General features: G+C 50.9%; 6 protein-coding genes. 1 reads left to right on the top strand and 5 read right to left on the bottom strand.

What is annotated here, in order from left to right; genetic code table 11:
• Positions 1-347: 347 nt before the first annotated feature.
• The 5 genes from VGS11_10195 to VGS11_10175 form a co-directional block, all read right to left on the bottom strand.
• Positions 348-908: a DUF367 family protein gene (locus VGS11_10195; GenBank protein ID HEV2120457.1), complete on the bottom strand. Its 561-nt coding sequence runs from the start codon at positions 906-908 to the stop codon at positions 348-350.
• Positions 909-1,111: 203 nt separating this feature from the next.
• The gene (locus tag VGS11_10190; GenBank protein ID HEV2120456.1) at positions 1,112-1,849 is read right to left on the bottom strand and encodes an RAD55 family ATPase; all 738 of its coding nucleotides are present in this window, start codon (positions 1,847-1,849) and stop codon (positions 1,112-1,114) included.
• Positions 1,850-1,981: 132 nt separating this feature from the next.
• A complete protein-coding gene (locus VGS11_10185) occupies positions 1,982-2,686 on the bottom strand; it encodes an RAD55 family ATPase (protein HEV2120455.1) in 705 nt (234 codons plus the stop codon).
• The gene (locus VGS11_10180; protein HEV2120454.1) at positions 2,683-3,729 is read right to left on the bottom strand and encodes a UbiA family prenyltransferase; all 1,047 of its coding nucleotides are present in this window, start codon (positions 3,727-3,729) and stop codon (positions 2,683-2,685) included. The genes VGS11_10185 and VGS11_10180 overlap by 4 nt, the downstream gene beginning before the upstream one ends.
• Positions 3,730-3,966: 237 nt before the next feature.
• On the bottom strand, positions 3,967-4,605 hold the full coding sequence (locus VGS11_10175; protein ID HEV2120453.1) for a hypothetical protein: 639 nt from the start codon (positions 4,603-4,605) through the stop codon (positions 3,967-3,969).
• 326 nt (positions 4,606-4,931) lie between these two features.
• Here VGS11_10175 and VGS11_10170 point away from each other — a divergent pair, with 326 nt between their 5' ends.
• The gene (locus tag VGS11_10170; protein ID HEV2120452.1) at positions 4,932-5,687 is read left to right on the top strand and encodes an ATPase domain-containing protein; all 756 of its coding nucleotides are present in this window, start codon (positions 4,932-4,934) and stop codon (positions 5,685-5,687) included.
• The last annotated feature ends 313 nt before the right edge of the window (positions 5,688-6,000 follow it).

Here is a 6,000-nt window from a genome sequence, read left to right as displayed (position 1 = left end):
TGCGACTCGCATGGCTTAGTCTCATCCCGATAGCAGTTGGGTCCGCCAGGATCAAGCGGAGTCTAGAACGATTGGAGTTTCGGACGCCATAATATGTACAGGAATCGGCTGGAGTTTAGCAGGTGGCTACGAGCCTATCTTAGACCTAAACGTTCCAGGGTATTTGACTGCCCGGGTTTCTTTGGGTCCGCATGATCTTTCGCCCACAGTGGAGGTCAATCGGTCATACACAGGCGTAACGCCCTAAGCGTCGGATTGACGCCGCCGCCGGGACCGTGGGCTACTATTCGACCTGCTATGCTACCAAAAAGGGGTACGAGACGAACAGCCGATTTAAACATTTACCCTCACCGCGAACCAAAAAATTCCCCTTCCAAAACCGAGATCTCTGAAGTTTTTGCACCTGCATAACTTTCCAGCGGATCTTGATTTAGCGAGAGAAAAGTTTCTCCCCACTTGAACAACGACAGAATGGCTTCTGCAGGTTTCCGATAACCCGTTAGAATGAGCGCTGCGGCAAGAGCTTCAGCAGTGCTTAGTCTGCCCGGAATCCCATAGTTTGTAGGATTCCCAGCCAGAAGAATAGGAAGTCTACGATTATCACCTGGAATGTTTCGATCGAAGATGTTTTCCGACAAGTTCCAAGAACAATCCAGCGCGACCAGCCCGTTCCGTTGGACAGGTTCTTTATCGTCGAGCGAGAGTGTCTTGCTGCTCGTTGGGTTCAATACGATGGCGGAGGAGGGGATTCGTTGCAGGTTCGGGAGGCTCTTTATCAACCGAAATTTTCTGAGTCTAGCGGCGGTGCACTTTTTCGGATCGTCCTGATGGAAGTCATACACCATGAGTGTTGGAAATGATGAGAGGGCTATTCGGGCAGTGCGCGGTAGGACGGATTCTCCAGGCAAAATTCATCGCAAACGAATTGATCTCTAGAGAAAGGGGCTCAAGTGCTAGTTGGACCTTTCTCTTTGACGAGGGATATCCTAAAGCCTGGGGCAAGATCTAACAACGCGGCAATCTCTTCACAAGAAATTTTGGATTATGATTCAGAAGTTCTGCAGCCAACGCCAATTCGTTAGTTCTATTGTCGGAGAAGTTGGAGCTGAAATCAGATAGGTGGAGCTGTGCTGATGACTATTCCTTGCGGTGTCATCTCGTAATAGTATCCTCTAGACGGGATCTGCGTCTTTCCCAGCTTTACCAGTCTTAGCGTTCCTCCCCTGCTGATACCTTCAGGCGTCTTTCTTCGCTCAAGCTCTAGAACGACGTCGGCGAAGTTGACCATGGCGTTCTCGATTGATTCATCAAGAACTTTGGTGTGAAGAGTTGCGACTCCGATGGCCTTTGCGAAGCGAGTTGCATATTTCAGAACTTGGCCGAACTGGAAGACTCTCTTTGCCTCCACCATGAGGAAGAAGGGCGTTAGTGAATCCATGATAACGAACTGTTTCTTTCCCAGATGTTTGAGTGTGAAGCTTCTGCCTTGAGCGACAAGGTCTGAGAACTTGAAAGTGCTATCTACAATTCTCTCTGGTTCTTCAACCGGATACGCTTCTGCTAAGCGTTCAACACCGAGAGCGAAGATATCGATGAAAGCCAGACGCCCTTCTTCTTCGTACTTCGGGACGTTGATGCCATAGGAGGAGACTCCTTCTCTAACGTCCTCAGCGGACTCGTCTATTGCATAGTAAAGTACCCGAAAATCCTTTTCGAGCATGTTGACTGCGAGCTGTCTGACTAGCGAGGACTTACCGCTGCCTACAGCCCCGATCAGGCCGACAGCTGAAGGCCTTGGAAGACCACCGGACAAGAGGTCGTCTAGAACCTTGATGCCAGTAGGCTCCACTGTCGTCACCTTATGACGCCCTCCGTTTAGCGTCATTTAAGCGGATTGTACCTTTCATCTGCGATAAGGTTAACACTGACTGTCTGTTGAAATTGAAAGCGAGACAGACCCCTGTCGACATCTTCACTTGCGTCAGTAGATTTTCACCGCTCTATCGGGTCCAATGAGAAGCCGGAACCACTTGGTCTCGTGCGCCCCTCTGTAACTGTATACTCTGACGAAACGCCGAAGCTCACCATCCATCTCGTCCAATTTCAAGTCGATCACCCCATCGAAGCTGGAGCGGACTTCGTTGTAGAATGAGTTGCTGTGAATTCCAAGTTCGATCGCGTAAGCACCTATGTTCCCGTGTTTCTTCATGCGGGCTAAGTGCGACTTCATGAATCGTATAGAGAGATCTTCCGAATTGTAGGAGAGGAGAGTTGACAGCGAGTCGAAGAGAACAAAGGATCGATCTCCGGCTGCTTCAGCCGCACTGGACAATACGACGCTGACTGATGCGACATCTGATGCATTGTCTATCTGGAATCTCTCCTGAGAGCGTTCTCCTAGAAGCCACGAGTACATATCGACGTAGATTATCTGGTCCACTCTTCCCGGTGCCAGTCCCATCGCACGGACCTGTTCTTTGATCAGTGAGACGGGATTGTTTGTTATGACGTAGAGACACCTCAAACCCGCTTCAACCGCTTCTTTGAGCAGACTCTGGCAGATGGTGGTCTTTCCTGCGCCGGGTGGTGCTAGAAGGGCAAAGTTTAGACCTGTAGTAATAGGGGTGATGACTAGGCCCTTGAGGAGGTCGAAGGATAGCTCCTTGTTGGCGAGAGCATTCTTCAATGGGTTTTCCTCTTCTGTTTCTCCCAGTCTCTGGACTCGACCCGAGAGTGGACGCTGACCTTGGCAACCGTCAGAGTCCAGACGTATGCGACAAGCACCATCACGAGCGATAGGAGGGTGGGAGATGTCAGGACAAGTGTGAATAGCACGAAGGATATCGCGTAAAAGAAGCCAAGAGTATGAGCCTTCTCAAGGCCGGCTGTGTCCTTGGCCCTCAGCATTTCGGTGATGACGAAAGCAAGCAGCGGGACCAATACAAGGTCCACAATGTAGATCGGCGCCAGAAGTCCTACCGATTCGAGCGCCATGAGAAGGATAAATGGTGTGGAAAGTAGTATGCTGCTGAAAAGAACAGCCTTCTTGACGTTCTTGAAGATGGTGGCCGAGGTCCTGATGCCCGCCTTCATGTCACCAAAATAATCCGGCAAATTCTTGACTGTCCCGTACGTGAACATGAACCATGTTAGGAGCCAAAGCATTGGGTTGAGAAGATCAAGAGACCCTCTAACACTGAGACCTCCAAGAAATGGGAGACCTAGGGCACCGGAGAAAGAGGCGAGACTACCAAATGGTTTTGCCTTGAATCTTAGAGGAGGCAACGAATAGAAGATGGAGTTTAGGATGCCGACGCCTAGAACCAGCGTGAAAAGGGACCCTAGGTAAACGGAAAGGGCGACTGCGCTGGAATAGAGTATTACAAGAAAGGCAGTGATTTGTCTCGAGCCGATCTGACCAAGCCAGAATAGGCGTTGGGGTTGATTTGTTGCGTCTTCCCTTCTATCTGCATAAGCGTTTATGATATTGGTTGCACACGTCACCAGAGATGCGACTGCTATGCCGATACCTATCTGAGATAGTTGCCCTCCGCCAACTACCGCATAACCTAGAATAAAGCTGAAAGACGGAAAGACCCACGTCCTCGGACCAGAAAGTCTAAACAGTATCGATAATGTGTGGGGGATAATTGGAACGCTTCCGAGCCCCGGGAGACTCGGGCCCTGCATCGTGTCGTATTGTTTGTTTCGTGTTTTTCTGTGGGGCACGCTCTCCACCGAGCAACTGAAGGCCTAGGCTGGAAGTTTGAGGCCTGAAGCACTTGGCCTTTCTCTATGGGCTAAGCAGGGTGTAACTAGGATTTCAGCAGACCAGTAACGTCTAGATCCCAGTGTGTCCCTGATGGACAAGGAATTTGGAAGGCGCCCGCTGAAAGTTTCCGCAGTTGCTTTCTCAGCATATTGGAACTCTATTGGTCGGGCCCGAAACTCAGCGAAGCAACCACTCTATCCACTAGGATCTCTTTGCTTTGACATTCGGTTAAGCTGCAGCCAGTACCCCCACCCGATCAAACCGAGTGAGAAGATAAGACCTGCAATACTGCCAATGATAAAAAAGACGAAGAAGCCGAGCGCGAGCGGGACAGCGAGGATGACCATCCAGAGAGACAAGCGTGGAACAATGGCTGTAGGCGGAATAATAGCTGAACGAAGCGTGGCAATAGCAAGGAGGAAAAAGCCGAAGCCATAGATAACCGTGATAAGTCCGACCGTCAACAACAAGGGATCGTGGAGCGAGCCTCCGAGATCTAGGAGTGATGGTGCCTGCGCTGCTATCAGAGGACCGATGACTGTGCCGACGACTAATAATTCGCCAGGCCTGTTAGCTCCACCAATGAAGGCTAGGAGGAAACCCGCTGACCCCAGGCGGCCTAGTTTCCCGGAGTATTGGCTGTAGAACCCAGCCGTTCCTAGAAGAATTAGCACCCAGGCAACCGCCCCTACGAAATGTGCCGGTGCCCAGATGCTGTTTAGGATAAATTGAGGTGTCTCTCCCAAGGGGTGAGCGAGGTAGTGTATGGCAAGAAGAAGCCCTCCAAGCATGAGTGTGGGTCCGCTCCAGCGGGTGAGGCTCGGAAGGGCCATGCGCGCGTCAGCCATGGAATCTAACATAAACTTTCAGTCACCGAACGCAAACTTTTCCGACCACTGGGGCAAGCGAGTAATGCGTCGAGTAATATAGAAAGATGTGATCGGTTAGAATTATCTCATCTTGCAGCCTGGCGCACGACCGACGTCTTTGGGTCTACGCGGATTTGTATTGTGGCTTCATCTGGAAATAGTAACTCTGGCGAGGACAGCGCGGTAACAATAGGGTTCAAGACAGGTTCTAAGGGTCTTGAATCCGAAGCGATTTATACCATGTTGAAAGTATCTGCTTCAAAGTTCGAATCTGAGGATGAACAATAGCAATGCCTATGGTTGATAGAACTCCAACCGGTATTCCGGGCCTTGACGAGATCCTGACTGGTGGTTTTCCACGGGGACGAGTCATACTGCTCGTTGGTGGCCCTGGTACTGGTAAGACGATCCTGACTTCGCAGTTCTTGATGAACGGGATCAAGATGTACGGCGAGAACGGCGCGTTCGTCAGCTTGGACGAGACGAAGGCGCACTTCTATCGCGAGATGAACCTGTTCGGCTGGAAGTTTGAGGATCTTGAGAAGGGGAAGAAGTTCGCTTTCATCAACGCATCACCGTTGCGACACATGCCAGGTGAAGTCAAGATTGGCAGGACCTCGATCGGCCGTAAGGATTTCTCGATCCTGAGCCTTATCGAGGGAATCAAGACTCATACGGAATTGATCAATGCGAAGAGAATCGTTGTTGACCCTGTCACATCTCTGATCTTCCAGTATCCGGAGATGGTTGAGCGGAGGACGGCGATTTTGGATCTTGTCGACGCACTCGTGAAGACCGGCGCAACTTGTCTAATGACGACAGAACTGCGCGCTATGGGACCGACGGTTGAGCGTGCGGTGCAACTTGAAGAGTACTTGGCTCACGGGGTTATGATCTTGTCCAATGCAAAAGTGGGCAAGACGTACAACCGGGTCATGCAAGTGGAGAAGATGAGAGAGACAGCTATCGACATGCAACCACGTCCATACAAGATCTCGACCAGTGGAATCGAAGTGTTCCCGAAGGAAACAATATTCGTCGACTAGCCGCTCCGTCGAGTCCGTGAAGGGCCCTCCTAGACAGGGCCCAAATCCTGACGATTGGCCTCCCGAGGATCATTTTCCCACATGGTCCAAGAGTGCCGCCCTTGCGACGCGGGACTCGGTCGCTAAGACCCCTATTTTCCAGAAACCATTTCCCGTTTGGTGCTGATTCCAATCGAGTGTTGCCGATCAAACCCTAACCTGAGCTTGGATCGGTCGGGAATTGTCCGCGTTTCCAGCGTGAAACAGCAGCTGTTCCAGAACTGCCTGTTCAGATCTTGAATCAGGGCTGAAAATGGGCGAATTCTTCTTCTCA

The sequence above is a fragment of the Candidatus Bathyarchaeia archaeon genome, from assembly GCA_035935655.1.
Classification (GTDB): Archaea; Thermoproteota; Bathyarchaeia; order 40CM-2-53-6; family 40CM-2-53-6; genus 40CM-2-53-6.
Note: the sequence above shows the minus strand (reverse complement) of the source record. Positions and strands in the feature narration are given on the sequence as shown.